The sequence below is a fragment of the Nocardia flavorosea genome (assembly GCF_015477805.1).
In the GTDB taxonomy this organism is placed as follows: domain Bacteria; phylum Actinomycetota; class Actinomycetes; order Mycobacteriales; family Mycobacteriaceae; genus Nocardia; species Nocardia flavorosea_A.
The window spans coordinates 1-18,347 of the sequence record NZ_JADLQL010000010.1 but is presented as its reverse complement, the minus strand read 5'-3'; the positions used below and the strand labels follow the sequence as shown (position 1 = coordinate 18,347).

Annotated in this window: 1 protein-coding gene; it reads right to left on the bottom strand. The window is 68.3% G+C overall.

The window, feature by feature from the left end; all coding sequences use genetic code 11:
- Positions 1-348: 348 nt before the first annotated feature.
- Positions 349-18,347: non-ribosomal peptide synthase/polyketide synthase (locus IU448_RS28545; protein ID WP_228814599.1), on the bottom strand; the 17,999-nt coding region annotated here is incomplete at its 5' end.

Here is an 18,347-nt window from a genome sequence, read left to right as displayed (position 1 = left end):
GGGGCGCCGGGCGCGGGTGGGCCGGGTGCGTGCCGTTCGGGTCATCCTCGCATCACTTCCTGGAGATGGTCCCTCCGGTCACCGACAACAGAGCCCATCAACCTACCTCACCTGCCGTTTCTTGGCTGCGTGCGCCGTCCACGGACGATATCCGTGGTATCGGGGGCGCAGTGGCTGTACCCGGACCCGGACATGTTCGACCGCTGCGGCACTCGCAGTCTTCCATCATTACATTGTTCGCCGTAGCCCGGTCGTTACCGTGGTGCCGGCGGCCGCCCGCTCATGGGCGTGCGCCCGGCATCGATCACGCCGGGCGCACGCGGCCCCTGGTCCGTCGGTCCGGAGCCGTCACTCGGCAGGCTCGGACAGGTCCAGGACATGTTCGACCTGCGACCATCCAGCGGGCAGCTGTCCGTCCTGGTCCAGCACGATCGCGAGCAGATCCTCCAGAGCCTCCGGATCCAGCTCCGCCAGCCGCGCGGGGCCTGCCCACAGGTGGGTGACCCATTCGTCGGCGAGCGCCTCGGTGCTCACCTCCGGGATCAGCACCACCGAGGCCCCGGCCGCACCGGCTGCCGTGATCTCCACCACGGCGGCCAGGCTGTCGGCCGGACCGTACCGGAAAGTACGGGACTCGTAGGTCAGCTCGGTATCGCTGTGCACCCGGGCCACGACGGCCGCCAGCTCGTCGTAGGAGACGAGGCCACCGCCGGCCGCCACATAGGCCGGGTCGGCACCGCGCAACGGCTGCACCCGGTCGGCGTAGGTGACCGGGCGCGGCGACTGCGCGGCGATCTCGTCGGCGACCGCCGGATCGTCGAGCACCAGCCAGTCCACCGCCGCTGTATCCGGCACCGCACCCGCCACGATCCCGGTTCCGACCGTAACCCCCGCAGCGGTGGCCGCGTCGGTGCCCGCGGTGGATACCACCGCGGCACCGGCCTTCAGCACCGCCCAGGTGGCGACCGCCGCCTCGACCCCGCGGTCGAGCCGGACCACGACACCGGTGCCCGGTCCCTGACCGCGTGCGATCAGCGCCCGCGCGAGCCGCGACGACCGCGCGTCCAATTCCTGATAGGTGATCTCCTCCTCACCCCACACCACGGCGGGGCCTTCCGGATCGTCCTCCACCGAGGCGCGCAGCAGCTGCGGCAACGTGGTGCCGGAGGTGGCAGATGCCGCCGCCTGCTGCACGGGCGCCGCCATCCGTTCCCGCTCGCCCGCATCGAGGATGTCGATATCGGCGATGCGGATATGCGGGTCGGCGGCCACCGCGGCGAGGACACGTTCGAACCGGCGGCCGAACGCCTGCACCGTCGATTCGTCGAACAGGTCGGTGGCGTAGTTGAACACCGACCACAACTGCCCGTAGCCGCCCGCGGCGTCGCGCCGCGGATCGATGCCGATCATCAGATCGAACTTCGCCGCCAGCGCATCCTGGTCCACCGGCTGCACGGTCAGGCCGGGCAGGTCGATCACGGCCTGCTCGGTGTTCTGGAACAACAGCAACACATCGAACAGTGGGTTCTGCGCGTTCGCCCGGTCGGGCAGTACCGCTTCCACCACGCGCTCGAACGGGATATCCGCACTGGCGAAGGCCGACAGATCGGTTTCCCGCGCGTTGTCGAGCAGTTCCGCGAACGTCATCGCCGGATCGAGCTGCGTCCGCAACGCCAGCGTGTTGACGAACATCCCGACGAGATCGTCGAGTTCCCGCTCGCCACGGCCGGCGACCGGGGTGCCGACGACAATGTCGTTCGTACCGGTCAGCCGGGACAGCAGGACCGCCACCGCGGCATGCATCACCATGAACAAGGTGACCCCCTGCGCCCGCGCGGACTCGTCCAGCAGCCGGTGTACCTCGGCATCGACCCCGAAATCGACGACGCCACCGCGCATCGACGGCACCTGTGGCCGCGGCCGGTCCAGTGGCAATTCGGCGTCACCGGTGACCCCGTCGAGCTGTTTGCGCCAGTACGCGAGCTGTTCGGCGGCGACGGAATCACCGTCGCTTTCGTCGCCGATCACGGTGTGCTGCCAGAGGGCGTAATCGGCGTACTGCACCGGCAGCGGCGCCCAGCCCGGCGCCTCCCCGGCCGCGCGGGCCAGGTAGGCGGTCACCAGATCCCGGGCCAGCGGCGCCAAAGATGCGCCGTCGGCGGCGATATGGTGCGCGACGAACGCCAGCACATGCTCATCGGGTCCGAGGTCGAGCAGCAGCGCCCGCACCGGAACCTCCTGGGTGACATCGAAACCGGCCGACATCAGTGCCCCGATCCGGGCCACCGGATCATCGGCCGATTCGACGGCCAGTCCACCGGGCAGTACCTGCGCGGCGGGCAGGATCTCCTGGTACGGCAGTCCGGCGGAATCCGCCGGGTACCAGGTACGCAGCGATTCGTGCCGCTCCAGCACATCGGTGACAGCGGCACGCATCGCCGCGACATCGAGGGCCCCGGTGAGCCGGATGGCCAGCGGGATGTTGTAGCCGGCCGAGCTCGGGTCGAACTGGTTGATCAGCCACATCCGCTGCTGCGCCAGCGACAACGGCAGCCGTTCGGGCCGCGGCTGCGGCACCAGCGGTGCCCGGCCACCGGAACCGGCATGCTGCTCGATCCGGACCGCCAAACCGGCAACGGTGGAAGCCTCGAACACCGCCCGCACCGGCACCGTGGTGTCCAACGCCGTACCCAACCGGGCCGCGACCTGGGTCGCGATCAGCGAGTTACCACCCAGAGCGAAGAAATCATCATCCGCGCCGACCCGGTCGGCACCGAGCACCTCAGCGAAGATATTCGCCACGATCTCTTCGATCGGCGTCGATGCCGCCCGGAACTCCGTCGTCTCGAAAACCGGCTCCGGCAAAGCCTTACGATCCAGTTTGCCGTTCACGGTCAACGGCAGAGCATCGAGTTCCACGAACGCCGCCGGAACCATGTAGGACGGCAACCGCCGGCCCAGCTCCGCCTGGATCCGCGCGATATCCACCACGGTCCTATGACCCGCACCGGCACCGGACTCATCGACCGGACCAACAGCAGCACTGACACCAGCAGTCGCATCAACGGCGGGAACCACATACGCGACCAACCGGTCACCCGTCCGCGGATCCGACTTCGCCACCACCACAGCCCGAGCAACCTCGGGCAACGCCAACAGAGCGGCTTCGATCTCACCCAACTCGATCCGGAAACCACGAACCTTCACCTGGAAATCGGTACGACCCCGATACTCCAACTCACCACCACGGCTCCAAGCAACAAGGTCACCCGTGCGATACATCCGCCCACCCACAGCAAACGGATCCGCAACAAACCGATCAGCACTCAAATCCGGACGACCGAAATACCCGAGCGCCAACTGCGCACCGGCCAGATACAACTCACCCGACACACCATCAGGCACCGGCCGCAAACGCGAATCCAGCACATACACCCGCGAATTCCACTGCGGAACACCGATCGGCACCGACACCCGATCCGCCCCGGTCACCCGATGAGTAGTGACAGAGACAGCGGCCTCGGTCGGACCATACAAGTTGAACAACCCGATACTCGGGTGATCGGCCAGCATCCGCTGCGCGGTCGCCGCCGGCAACGCCTCACCGATCGCCAACACCCGACGCAACGAAGCAGACAAGCCCTCACCGCTGGTGAGCAGCGCATCCAGCATCGACGGCACCACCGTCAACGTCGTGACCGCTTCACGAGTCATCAACTCGTTCAAATAGGCGGGGTCACGATGGCCCTCCGGCGAAGCGATGACCATCCGGCCACCCGACACCGCAGCGGTCCAGAACTCCCACACCGACAAGTCGAACGTGGCCGCGGTCTTCAACAAGACCGCATCCGACGCATCCAGCGCGAACTCGCTGGTGACATACCGCAGCTGGTTGACGATCGCCGCATGCGAAACCGCCACACCCTTCGGACGACCCGTCGAACCCGACGTGAAAATCACATACGCGGTATTCGACGCCCGCAACGGCGACACCCGCTCGACATCCGACACCGGCACCGAATCGAACGACTCGAGGGCAAGTTCGTCGAGCACCAACACCGGCGGCCCACCCACCGGCACGCCATTCACACCAGAACCGGCCTCAGCCCTGGGCTCGGAATCGGCCCCGACCTCGACACCAGCCTCAGCCCCGACAGCGACGCCCGAACCGGCCACCGCATCGATCCCAGCAGCAGCCCCAGCCCCGGCACCGGTATCCGACAATGCGAAACCGGTCTCGATATTCGTCAGCACACATACCGGTGCCGCAGTCCCCAGAATGTACCCACTGCGCTCAGCAGGCTGATCCGGATCAAGCGGCACATACACACCACCGGCAACAGTCACCGCATACATCGCGACAACCAAATCCACCGACCGGCGCAACGCCAACCCGACCCGAACCTCCGGACCCACACCCTCCGCAATCAGCAACCGAGCCAAACGATTGACCCGAACACCCAACTCCGCATAAGTCACCTGCGAACCATCCGCAGCAACCAAAGCCACCGCAGCAGGATCAGCCACCACCGAAGCATCCAGCAACGACACCAACGTCTGCGCCGAATCCAACTCACGAACAGTCGAATTCCGCTCCGCCAGCACCGCACGCTCGGCCGGAGCGAGGATATCGAGAGCACCCACCGGCACCGACGGATCGGTGACGATTTCGCTCAGCAACCGCAAGAACCGGTCCACGAACTCCTGCACCGTCGACCGGTCGAATAGATCGGTGGCGTAGGTGAGTTCACCGCTCACTCCGTTCGGAACGCCATCGTCGTCGTAGCTGTCGCCGACAATGAGGTGCAGATCGAACTGGGAGACCTCGGTATCGACCGCCACACCCGACACCGTCAACCCCGGCAATTCCAGGCTCGACTGCGCCAGGTTCTGGAACGAGAACCCGACCTGGAACAGCGGATGCCGAGCCTGCGAACGGACCGGGTTCAGAACCTCCACGAGCCGCTCGAACGGCACATCCGCGTGCGCGAACGCCGCGATATCGACTTCCCGCTGCCGCGCCAGTAGATCGGCGAACGATTCGCCGAGATCCACCTCGGTGCGGAACACCAGGGTGTTCACGAACATACCGATCAGATCGTCGAGGGCCTGCTCGCCCCGGCCCGCCATCGGGGTGCCGATGGTGATGTCATCGGTACCGGACAGCCGGGACAGCAGCACTGCCAGTGCCGTGTGCACCGCCATGAACACCGTGGCGCCCTGCTGCTGCGCCACCCGCTGCAGACCGGCGTGCGTCGCCGCGTCGATCACGACCGGGACCCGCCCACCGGCGTAGGACTGCACGGCGGGACGCGGCCGGTCCGCCGGCAGGTCCAACTGGTCGGGCACACCGGCCAGCGCCGACCGCCAGTATTCGACCTGTTTCGCCGCGAGCGATTCCGGATCGGTTTCGTCACCCAGCAGTTCGCGCTGCCAGATGCTGTAATCCGCGTACTGCACCGGCAGCGGCGCCCAGCCCGGGGCCTCGCCGGCGGTCCGGGCCGCGTACGCGACCATCAGATCCCGCGTCAGCGGCGCCAGCGACGAACCGTCACCGGCGATATGGTGCACCACCATCGCCAGGACGAACTCGGCGTCGGCATCCGCCACGCGCAGCAGCGCCATCCGCAGCGGCACCTCGGTGGTCACATCGAAACCGGCCGAGGCCAGTTCGGCCACCACCGAGGTCAGCTCGCCGGCGGGCACCGTCCGCAGTTGCAGCTCCGGTGTGGCCTGTCCGGCGGGCAGCACCACCTGCACCGGATCCGAATCGGTCTCCGGATACACCGTCCGCAGCACCTCGTGCCGTGCCACCACGTCGGCGACCGCGGCCCGCAGCGCGTCCACATCCAGTGCACCCGACAGCCGGATCGCCAGCGGAATGTTGTACGCCGCCGATTCGCCGTCGAACCGGTTCAGGAACCACATCCGCTGCTGTGCCAGCGACAGCGGCGCGGCCGGCACGGTGTCACCCGTGATCAGCACCCGCTCCGGGCGCGGCTGCGGCACCAGTGCGGCACGCCCGCCCGCACCGGCCTGCTGTTCCACCCGGACCGCCAGACCGGCGACCGTGGGCGCCTCGAACAGCATCCGCACCGGCACCGTGGTGTCCAATGCCTTGCCCAGCCGGGCGGCGACCTGCGTCGCGACCAGCGAGTTACCGCCCATGGCGAAGAAGTCGTCGTCGGCGCCCACCCGGTCCGCACCGAGGACCTCGGCGAACACACCGGCGACGATTTCCTCGATCGGGGTGGACGGCGCCCGGAACGCCGAAACCTCGAGTTCCGGTTCCGGCAGGGCCTTCCGGTCGAGTTTGCCGTTGATGTTCAACGGCAGGGCGTCCAGCACGACGAATGCCGACGGCACCATATAGGACGGCAACTGCGCCGAGAGCTGGGTCTGCACCCGGGCGATATCTACGTCCGCACCCGAGGGCACCAGGTAACCGACGAGCCGGTCGCCGGTGCGCGGATGGGATTTCGCCAGCACAGCCGTCTGCGCGATCTCCGGCAGTGCCAGCAGCGCCGACTCGATCTCGCCGAGTTCGATACGGAAACCGCGGATCTTGACCTGGAAGTCGGTGCGGCCCCGGTACACGAGTTCGCCCTGGTGCCACAGCACCAGGTCACCGGTGCGGTACATCCGTTCGCCCGGCACGAACGGGTCGGCGACGAACCGGTCGGCGGTCAGGTCGGCGCGGCCGGCGTAACCGCGGGCCAGCTGGGCACCGGCCAGGTACAGCTCGCCGGCGACACCATCGGGTACCGGCCGCAGCCGCGAATCGAGCACATACACCCGGCTGTTCCACTGCGGAACACCGATCGGCACCGCCACCCGGTCCGCGGGCGTGACCCGGTGGGTGGTGACCGAGACCGCGGCCTCGGTGGGACCGTACAGGTTGTACAGCTCCACGCGCGGATGTTCCTCGAGCAGCCGTTGCGCTGTCGCCGCCGGCAACGCTTCACCGATCGCCAGCACCCGCCACAGCGAATCCGGCAGGTCGTCGGCCAGCAGCGCGTCCAGCATGGACGGCACCACATGCAGGGTGGTGACCCATTCCCGGCGGATCAGCTCGTTCAGATACGCCGGATCGCGGTGGCCGTCCGGTGCCGCGATGACCAGGCGGCCGCCGCAGACCGCGGCCGACCAGAACTCCCAGACCGAAAGGTCGAAGGTGGCGGCCGTCTTGAGCAGGACGGCGTCGGCGCCGTCGAGACCGAATTCGACGCGCTGGTACTGCAACTGGTTGGCGATCGCGGTATGCGATACCGCCACGCCCTTGGGGCGGCCGGTGGAACCGGACGTGAAGATCACGTACGCGGTATGCGCGGGCAGCAGCGGGGCACGCCGGTCGGCATCGGTGACCGGGCTCGCGTCGAGACCGGACAGGTCCAGCTCGTCCAGCGAGACCACCGGCGCGACAGTGGTGCCGAAGTTCGCCTCGCTGTTGGTGAGCACGCAGACCGGTGCCGCGGTTTCCAGGATGTAGCCGGTACGTTCGGCCGGCTGATCCGGGTCCACGGGGACGTAGGCGCCACCGGACTTCGCGACCGCGTACATGGCCACGATCAGGTCCACCGACCGGCGGAAGGCCAGCACGACCCGGTCCTCCGGACCCACACCGAGCGCGATCAGCTGCCGCGCGAGACGGTTCACCCGCGCGTCGAGCTCGTCGTAGCCGATCTGCTCGCCGTCGTCGGTGACCAGCGCGGTCGCCCGCGAATTCGCCGCCACGGTGGCATCCAGCAGCGATGCCAGGGTGGCAGTGGTGTCGACCGTCCGCGCGGTGGCGTTGCGGCCGGTGATCAGCGCGTCGTGTTCCGCGCCGGTGAGCAGTTCCAGATCGCCCACCGGAGTTTCCGGATCGGCGACGATCGCTGTCAGCAACCGGGCGAATCGGTCGACGAATCCCTGCGCTGTGCCGTGATCGAAGAGATCGTGGGCGTAGGTCAGGTAACCGCCGATCCCGTTCGGTGCACCGCTCTCGTCGTAGGTGTCGGCGACGATCAGGTGCAGATCGAACTGCGAAACCTCAGTGTCGATATCGACACCGGCGACCCGCAGCCCGGGCAGTTCCAGCGCTGCCTGCCCGAGGTTCTGGAACGACAGACCCACCTGGAACAGCGGATGCCGGGCGGTCGACCGGATCGGGTTGAGCACCTCCACCAGACGTTCGAACGGCACATCGGCGTGCGCGAACGCCGCGATATCGATCTCCCGCTGGCGAGCCAGCAGGCCGGTGAACGGTTCGTCGCCGTCCAACCGGGTGCGGAACACCACGGTGTTGACGAACATACCGATCAGATCGTCGAGCGCGGCCTCGCCGCGGCCCGCGACCGGGGTGCCGATGGCGATATCGTCCACGCCGCCCAGCCGCGACAGCAGCACCGCGAACGCGGAGTGCACGACCATGAACAGGGTCGCGTTCCGGTCGCGACCCAGCGCGGCCAGCGCCCGGTGGGTTTCGGCATCGATGCGCACCTCGACCCGGCCGCCGCGATAGCCCTGTACGGCCGGACGTGGCCGGTCGGCGGGCAGATCCAGCTGATCGGGCAGCTCGGCGAGGGTTTCCTTCCAGTACTCGACCTGCCGGTGCGCCAGCGATTCCGGATCGGCTTCGTCGCCGAGCAGTTCGCGCTGCCACATGCTGTAGTCGGCGTACTGCACCGGCAGCGGCGCCCAGGCCGGGGCCGCACCGGCGGTGCGGGCGGCGTAGGCCGTCATCAGATCGCGGGTCAGCGGGCCCACCGAGGAACCGTCACCCGAGATGTGGTGCACCACCATGGCCAGCACGTACTCGTCGGCGGTTTCGGCGACCCGGAACAGCGCGACCCGCAACGGCACCTCGGTGGTGACATCGAAAACGGTCGACACCAGTTCCGCCACCGCGGCTTGCAGCTCCGCGGTGGCCACGGTGCGCACCTGCAGCTCCGGTACCGCGCGGGAGACCGGGAGCACCACCTGCACCGGACCGGACGCGGTCTCGGGGTAGACGGTACGCAGCACCTCGTGCCGGCCCACCAGATCGCCGACGGCCGCACCCAGCGCGGCCACATCCAGCGCACCGGTCAACCGGACGGCCATCGGCACGCTGTAGGCCGCGGACCGGTTGTCGAACCGGTTGAGGAACCACATCCGCTGCTGCGCCAGCGACAGCGGCGCGGCGGCCACGGTTTCGCCCGACAGCAGTGTCTGTTCCGGGCGCGGCTGCGGCACCAGCTGCGTGCGAGCACCGGAGCCGTGCTGCGATTCCACCTGCGCGGCCAGCGCGGCCACGGTCGGCGATTCGAAGAGCACCCGCACCGGCACCTGGGTGTCCAGCGCCTGCCCGACCCGGACCGCGACCTGGGTGGCGATCAGCGAGTTACCGCCGAGAGCGAAGAAATCGTCATCCGCGCCCACCCGCTCGATACCGAGCACATCGGCGAACACACCCGCGACGATCTCCTCGATCGGAGTCGACGGCGCCCGGAACTCCCGGGCCTCGAACGTCGGCTCCGGCAACGCCTTCCGATCCAGCTTGCCCGACGTATTCAACGGGAACGCATCCAGGACGACGACCGCGGCCGGAACCATGTAGACCGGCAGCAGGTCACGTACCGCCTCGAGCAAGGCAGTCTGCTCGATCGGCTGCCCGGGTGCGGGCACCACATAGGCCACCAGCTGATCACCCAACTGCGACGCGGAAATAGTGACCGCGGCCTGGCTCACCTGCGGCTGCGCCAGGAACGCCGATTCGATCTCACCCAGCTCGATCCGCTGACCACGGAACTTCACCTGGAAGTCCGTACGGCCCAGATACTCCAGCACCGGTTGGCCATCGATCTGCGTCCACCGCACCAAGTCACCCGTGCGGTACATGCGCTGCCCGGCGTCGAACGGGCTCGCCACAAAACGATCCGCCGACAGATCCGGACGCGTCACATAACCACGCGCCAGCTGATCACCGGCCAGATACAACTCACCCGTCACACCCTCGGGCACCGGATTCAGCCGGCCGTCGAGGACATATACCCGCGAGTTCCACTGCGGCACACCGATCGGCACACTCCCGGACTCCGAACCGGTCGCCTGCCAGTAGGTGATCGACACCGCCGCCTCGGTCGGGCCGTACAGGTTGTGGATCGCGGCGTCCGTCACCGCCTGTGTCGCAGTAACCGTTTCGGGCGGCAGCGCCTCACCGATCACGAACACATGCTCGAGACTCGAGAGCGAACCCGCCTCGGTATGCGCCGCGAACACCGTCAACATCGACGGCACGAAGTCGGTCACCGTCACCTGCTGCTCGGCAATCACTCGCGCCAAATAGGCCGGATCCCGATGACCATCAGGGGTCGCCACCACCAGATGCGCGCCCACAGCCAACGGCAAGAAGAAGCCCCACAGCGACACATCGAACGTCGTCGCAGTCTTCTGCAAATACACATCGCCGGCATCCATCGGATACTGCGCCAGCATCCACGCAACCTGGTTCGCGATCGCCGAATGCGGCACGGCCACACCCTTCGGGCGACCCGTCGAACCCGACGTGAAAATCACATACGCGGTATTCGACGAACGCACAGGAGCGATCCGGTCGGCATCGGTCACCGGCGCGGCATCGAAACCGGACGTATCGAGACCGTCCAACGCCAGCACCGGAACACCCGCGAGCGTGCCCAACGCCGCCCCGGCACCGGCATCCGCCGCTGTCACGTCTGCATCCACAGCTGTCACGCCGACAGCCCGCGCATCCACGCCGTCACCGACCAGCGCCGAATCCACGGGATCGACACCGACAGCCTCGGCATCAGCAACCGTGGACAACAAGCACACCGGTGCCGCCGTATCCAAGATGTAACCGATCCGCTCCGCCGGATGCGCCGGATCCAACGGCACATACGCACCACCCGCGGCGACCACCGCATACATCCCGACCACCAGGTCCAGCGACCGCGACGCCAGCAGACCGACCAGCGACTCCGGGCCCACACCCTGCGCGATCAGATACCGGGCCAACCGGTGCACCCGCGCCGAGAACTCGCCGTAGGACAGACTTGTCCCCTCGAACGACACCGCCACCCGATCCGGGTACGCCGCCGCCGTCCGCTCGAACCCGTCCAGCAGCAACCGGTCCGAAACCGCGTGCTCGGTCGCATTCCATTGCGCCAGCACCCGCGTCCGTTCCGCCGGCGCGAGGAGTTCGAAGTCACCCACCGGGGCAGTCGGATCGGCCAGGACCTCACCGAGCAGGCGGAGGAACCGGTCGGCGAATCCACGCACGGTGGCCTCGTCGAACAGGTCGGTCGCGTAGATGAACTTGGCGCTCACTCCGCGCGCCGCGTTCGACCCGGCTTCCTCCGCCGCGCCGATCCGCTCGGCGAGTTCCAGCTGCAGATCGAATTTCGCCGTGTCGATGGGCGATTCGAGCCCCTCGATCATCAGCCCCGGCAGTTCACCACGGACCTGCGGGTTGTTGTTCTGCAGCGAGAGCATCACCTGGAACAGCGGATGCCGGGCCTGCGACCGTACCGGGTTCAGCACCTCGACCAGCCGCTCGAACGGCAGGTCCGCGTTCCCGAAAGCGGCCACATCGCTACCGCGCACCTGCGCCAGCAGGTCGGCGAATCCGGCGCCCGAATCGATCGGCGTCCGCAACGCGAGGGTGTTGACGAACATACCGATCACGTCGTCGAGCGCGCGCTCGCCGCGACCGGCCACCGGGGTGCCGACGACGATATCGGTCTCCCCCGACAACCGGGACAGCAGTACCGCGAACGCGGCGTGCACGACCATGAAGAACGTGGCGCCGCGGGTGCGGGCCAGTTCCATCAGTTCGGCGTGCAGTGCTTCGTCGATCTCGAAGGTGAAGGTGGCGCCGCGCGCGGAGGCGACCGCGGGCCGCGGCCGGTCGGCCGGCAGGTCCAACTGCTCGGGAATTCCCGCCAGTTCGGTGGACCAGTACCCGATCTGCGAGGCGATCACCGATTCCGGATCGTCCTCCGAACCCAGTACCTGCCGCTGCCACAGCGCGTAGTCGGCGTACTGCACCTCGAGCGGGCGCCAGCCCGGCTCGCCGCCCTCGATCCGCGCGCTGTAGGCGGTGATCACATCGCGGGCCAGCGGTCCCATGGAGAAACCGTCCGACGAGATGTGGTGCACGACGACCACGAGCACGTGCTCGGTCGGATCCACCTCGAACAGCCGGACCCGGAACGGCACCACGGCGGTGAGGTCGAAACCGGCCGAAACGAATTCGGCCACCCGCGCCAACAGATCGCTTTCCGAGACGTCCACCGGCGTCAGGTCCGGGATGACCGCCGCGGTCGGTACCACCTGCTGGTACGGGGTTCCCTCCACCTCGGGGTAGTACGTGCGCAGCGATTCGTGCCGCGCCAGCACGTCGGCGATGGCGATCTGCATGGCCTGCCGGTCCAGCAGGCCCGACAGGCGCACCGCGATCGGCAGATTGTCCGCCGCCGATTCCGGTTCGAACCGGTTCAGGAACCACATCCGCTGCTGGGCCAGCGACAGCGGCACGCGTTCCACGACCTCACCCGTGGGCAGGGTCTGCACCGGTCGCGGCTGCGGTACCAGCGGCATCCGGCCGCGGGCACCCGTCCGCGATTCCGCCCGCGCCGCCAGCGCGGCCACCGTGGCGGCCTCGAACAGTTCCCGCACCGCGAGATCGGTGTCCAGGGCCGTCGACAGTCGCGCCGCCACCCGGGTCGCACTCAGCGAGTTACCGCCGAGAGCGAAGAAATCGTCGTCCGCGCCGACCCGCTCGACCCCGAGGACCTCGGCGAACGTATTCGCCACGATCTCCTCGATCGGAGTGGACGGCGCCCGGAACTCGCGCGTCTCGAACACCGGCGCCGGCAGTGCGCGCCGGTCGAGTTTGCCGCTGGCGTTCAACGGCAGTTCGTCGAGCACCACGAACGCGGCCGGCACCATATACGACGGCAGCCGGGCGGACAGATCCTCGCGCACATCCTCGATATCCAGCGGCACACCGGCGGCAGGTACCAGATAGCCGACGAGCTGGTCGCCGGTGCGCGCGTCGCCGCGCAGCACCACCACCGCCTGGCCGACCTCCTCGATATCGGTCAGCGCGGTCTCGATCTCACCGAGTTCGATCCGCAGGCCGCGCAGTTTCACCTGGAAATCGGAGCGGCCGATGTAGTCGAGTTCACCGGCGGCATTCCAGCGCACGACGTCACCGGTGCGGTACATCCGCTCGCCGGTTGCGAACGGGTTCGCCACGAAGCGGTCCGCGCTCAGATCCGGCCGTGCCACGTAGCCGCGGGCCAGCTGGTTACCGGCCAGGTACAGCTCACCGGAGACACCCACCGGCACCGGCCGCAGCCGGTCGTCCAGGACGTAGACCTGGGTGTTGTGCACCGGCACACCGATCGGCACCACCGCGGTGTCGGCGTCGGTCACCTCGTGGAAGGTGACGTCGACCGCGGCCTCGGTCGGGCCGTACAGGTTGTGCACCGCGGTACCGGTGAGTTCGCGCAACCGCTGCGCGGGCCGGCCCGGCAGGGCCTCACCGGAGGCGAACACCAGGCGCAGCGACGCGCACGGCCGCGCACCGGCCTCCCCGGGCAGAGCGGCCACGAACACGGTGAGCATCGACGGCACGAAATGCGTCACCGTCACCCGCTCGGCTTCGATGATCTCGGCCAGGTAGGCCGGATCCCGATGACCGTCGGGTTTGGCGATCACCAGGCGGGCGCCGATCTGCAGTGGCCAGAAGAACTCCCAGACCGAGACGTCGAAGGTCGACGGCGTCTTCTGCAGTACCGCGTCCGAGGAGGTCAAACCGTATTCGGTCTGCATCCACACCAGACGGTTCACGATCGCCGCGTGCGAGACCGCCACACCCTTCGGCCGGCCGGTCGAACCCGACGTGAAGATCACGTAGGCGGTGTTGCCCGCCCGCAGCGGCGCGACCCGGTCGGCATCGGTGATCGGCGAATCCGCGTAACCGGTGAGATCCAGTTTGTCGATCCGCACCTGAGCGGTATCGATGGGCAGATCATCACCCGAGGTGAGTACGCACACCGGGTCGGCGGTGGCCAGGATGTACTCCGTGCGCTCGGCCGGATGATCCGGATCCAGCGGTACGTAGGCACCGCCGGCGACAGTGACCGCGTACATGCCGACCACCAGATCGATCGAACGCCGCATCCCCAGCGCCACAAAGGATTCCGGGCCCACCCCGCGATCGATCAGCCAGCGCGCCAGCAGATTCACCCGGGTGGCGAACTCGGCGTAGGTCAGCGTCTCGTCGGCGTAGGTCAGCGCGGGCGCGTCCGAGGTCCGGGTGCGCTGCGCGTCGAACATCGATACCAGCGTCGCCGTGCGGTCCGCGGGATACGCGGTGTCGTTCCAGGTGCGCAGCACCAGGTCCCGTTCGGCGCTGTCGAGCAGATCGATATCGCCGAGTGGGCTCTCCGGGGCGACGGTGAGCGCGGTGAGCACCCGGACCAGCTGGTCGGCGATCCGTCGCACCGCCGGCTCGTCGAACGTATCCCGCAGGTAACCGGCGCGGATGTGCAGGGTGGTGCCCAGGGAGGCGATCAGGCTCAGCGGATAGTGGGTCGCGTCGATCGAGCTGAGCCCGGTCACGGCCATCCCGTCGATATCGGTGGCCTGGGCCTGGAGACCGTCGGCATCCACCGGGTACGACTCGAACACGAGCAGGGTGTCGAACAGGGTCGCCATACCGGCCGCGGCATGGATATCGGCCAGCCCCACGTAGTGATGATCCAGCAGATCCGCCTGTTCGCCCTGGACCCGGGCGAGCAGTTCCCGCGCGGTTTCGGACTGGTCGAAGCGCACCCGCACCGGAATGGTGTTGATGAACAGGCCGACCATGGTCTCGACCCCGGTCAGCTGCGGCGGCCGGCCGGAGACGGTCGCACCGAACAGCACATCGTCGCGGCTGGTGATACGGCCGAGCAGCACCGCCCACGCCACCTGCAGCACAGTGTTCGCGGTGACGCCGAGTTCGGCGGCCAGCGCGACGATTCGCGCCGTTGCCGCGGAGTCCAGTTCGAAGGTGTACTCGCCGGACAACTCCTCGATCTCGTGCGCCGAGGCACCGCCGGAATCCGGCCGGGCGAGCAGGGTCGGTTCGCCGACTCCGGCCAGCGCGGCACGCCACGCGGCCAGCGACGCGTCGTGATCCTGCCGGCCGACCCAGTCCAGGAAGTGCCGGTAGGACCGGGCCGCGGGCAGTGCGGATCGGTCGGCGCGCACCGCGTACAGCGCGAGCAGATCACGCATGAGCAGCGGCATGGACCAGCCGTCGAGCAGGATGTGATGGTTCGACACCACGAACTGCCAGGTCTGCGGCCCGGTCTTGATCAGGGTGAACCGGATCAGCCGCGGTTCGGTGAGGTCGAACCGCTGCAGGCGATCGGCCTCGACGAGATCGTCCGCGGAACCGGTGGCACTGCGATCGTGCTCGGTCCAGTCGATCGGCACCTCGTCGAGCACGACCTGCACCGGATTGCCCGCGCGATCGGAGACGAACACCGTGCGCAGGTTCTCGTAGCGATCCACCAGGGCCTGGGCGGCCGCCCGCAGCCGTTCGGCGTCCACCCGGCCGGTCAAGGTGAGCACCGCCTGCGCGGTGTACACGTCCACCGAGGTGGCGGCGAGCTGGGCGTGGAACAGCATGCCGGCCTGCAGCGCGGACAGCGGCCACAGATCGGCGAGCGGCAGCGGGTAGCGCTGCTCGATGGTCTCGATATCGCGTTGGGTCAGCGCGACCAGCGAGAAATCGGACGGGGTGTGACCGCCCGCGTCCGCGGATTCGGCATGGCGGGCGACCGCTTCCAGCGCCTGGACCCACAGGTCGCCGAACTCGCGGGCCTCCTCGGCCGACAGCAGTGTGCTCGGGAAGCCGATCCGCGCGGTCAGCGTATCGCCGGCCACGATGGCGTTGATATCGAACAGCGCCATGGCCGGCATATCCGCGTCGTAACCGACGTCGACGGTCACATCGCCGGCCGGGAGCCAGCCGAAACCGTGCATCTCCTCGGGGATCTCGCCGGCGCCGACGCGACCCAGGTAGTTGAAGTTCACCTGGCCCGGCATCTGCTCCGGGAACTCGGCGGCGGTCTCCCGGTTCATGTAGCGCAGCAGACCGTAGCCGACACCCTTGTCGGGAACCGCGAGCAGTTGCTCCTTCACGAGCTTGAGCGCGGCGCCCAGTTCCGGTCCGCCGGTGAAGGCGGCCTCGATATCGATACCCGCCGGTTCGAACCGGACCGGGAACAGTGCGGTGAACCAGCCGATCGTGCGGGACAGATCCGCACCCGGCACGATCCCTTCTTCGCGGCCGTGGCCCTCGAGCCGGATCAGCAGCGGATCGTCGGATGCCACACCGGGCACGCGCTGCGCCCGCCAGGCGGCGGTCGCCAGGACGAGCGCGGTGAGCAGGCCGTCGTTCACACCGCCGTGGAACAGCGCCGGCACGGTGGTGAGCAGAGCCTGGGTGACCTCCGGCGATACGCGCACCGCGTGCACCCGGACGGATCCGGCGGTATCGACCGCGGGATCCAGCGGACGCTCGGTGAGCAGTGGATCGGCCGTACCGGCGACGGTGCGCCAGTACTCCAGTTCGGCGAGCCGCTCCGCGCTGTAGGCATTCCGTTCGAGCGAATGCGCCCAGGTCCGCATGGAGGTGACCGGAGCCGGCAGTTCGGGAATCTGGCCCGCACTGCGTGCTACGGCCGACAGCACGAAATCGGGTACCAGCACACGCCAGGACACACCGTCGATCGCGAGGTGGTGCACGACGACCACCAGGCGGCCGTGCCGGTCGGCGGTATCGGGTTCCAGCCAGACGAACCGCACCACCATTGCGGCGGCGGGATCGAGCCGGTCCAGTGCGGAATCGACCGCGGCCGTGGCCAGCTCCGACAGCTCCGCCCCGGTGACCGTGCCGTCGAACACGGTGTGATCGATCAGCGCGTTCACATCGACGCTGCCCGGTGCGGTGGTCTCCACGACCCAGTCGCCGTCGGCGATGTGCAGCCGCGAGCGCAACATATCGTGCCGGTCGACGACCGGGCCCACCACGGCGGCAATGGTTTCCCGGTCGATACCGAGCGGGAGATCCAGGGTGATGAGCTGATGGAACCGTCCGAAGGACCCGGGCCGTTCGGCCATGAACCGCACGATGGGAGTCGGCGGCATGGTGCCGACACCGCCACCCGGCAGTTCGACGAGGGTGTCGATCACACTGTCGGCGTCCGCGGATTCGGCGATGGCGGCCAGTCCGGCCACCGTCCGCTGTTCGAAGACGTGCCGCGGTGTGAACACCACGCCGCGCGCCTTCGCCCGGGACACCAGCTGGATGGACACGATGCTGTCGCCGCCGAGGGCGAAGAACGAATCGTCCACGCCCACCCGGTCCACGCCGAGCACCTCGGCGAAGACCTCGGCGATGACCTGCTCGACCGGGTTACGCGGCCCGCGGAACGCGGTACGCGCCTGGAACACCGGTTCGGGCAGCGCTTTACGGTCCAGCTTGCCGGCCGGAGTCAGCGGGATCTCGTCGATGACCATGATCGACGCGGGCACCATGTAGTCGGGCAGCCGCTCGGCGGCGAAAGCGGTCACCGCGGTGATATCGACCGCGGTACCGGCAGCCGCCACCACATACGACACCAGCGAGACCGCGCCCGCGGTGTTCTTGTATCCGGTGGTGACGGCGAAGTCGACACTGTCGTGCGCGGTCAGCGCGGCGTCGATCTCACCGAGTTCGATACGGAAACCGCGGACCTTCACCTGGAAGTCGTTACGGCCCACATACTCCACCGCCGGATCGCCCGCGGCGTCGCGCCGCCAGCGCACCACATCGCCGGTGCGGTAGAGCCGGGCACCCGGCTCACCGTACGGGTCGGCGATGAAACGCTCGGCGGTCAAACCGGAACGGGCGTGATAGCCGCGCGCCAGCTGGATACCACCGACGTACAGCTCACCGGCCACACCTTCGGGCACCGGGTTCAACCGGTCGTCGAGGATCAGGGCACGCATGCCCCGCACCGGACCGCCGATGGTGACCCGGTCACCCGCACGCAGAACACCACTGATGTTCGTGGCGACGGTCGCCTCGGTCGGGCCGTAGGCGTTGTGGAACCGCCGCTCGGCCCCACCCTCCGGCGTGGTCGACCAGCGCGCCATCAGATCCGCCGAAATGGCTTCACCACCGGCGATGATCACTTCCATACCCGCCAGATCCGCCGGATCCAACGAAGCCAGCACCGACGGCGTGATCAAACCGACCGTCACACCCTCACCAGCGATCAGCTCACCGAGTTCCGAACCGCCGTAGGTACCGGTCGGCA